1 protein-coding gene is annotated in these 324 nt (G+C 60.5%); it reads left to right on the top strand.

Annotated features, from left to right (window positions below; all coding sequences use genetic code 11):
• Window positions 1–324 (top strand): calcium-binding protein (locus VK98_RS14395; RefSeq protein ID WP_048414707.1); only part of this gene is annotated, 324 nt, incomplete at both ends.

A 324-nucleotide genomic window follows, 5' to 3' on the forward strand; every position in this document is an offset into this window, starting at 1 on the left:
TGAACTGGTGTTCGGCGCCGATATCAAGGAAAGCGATATCCAGGTGCTGCGTAGCGGCAACGACATGGTGTTCCGCCACATCAACGGCCAGGACAGCGTGACGGTGAAGGATTGGTTCGGCGATCAGCTGAACTGGATCGAACAGATCACCTTCGCTTCCGGCGTGAAGTGGACGGCTGAACAGCTGATGAAGCAGGGCGTGCCGCTGGTGGGTTCCGAGTTGGGCGACACGCTGCGCGGCGGCAATGTCGATGACTGGATGCAGGGCAACGGCGGCAATGACTCGCTGTATGGCGGCAACGGCAACGACCTGATCGAAGGCGG

It is taken from the genome of Chromobacterium sp. LK11, assembly GCF_001043705.1.
GTDB classification, from domain to species: domain Bacteria; phylum Pseudomonadota; class Gammaproteobacteria; order Burkholderiales; family Chromobacteriaceae; genus Chromobacterium; species Chromobacterium alkanivorans.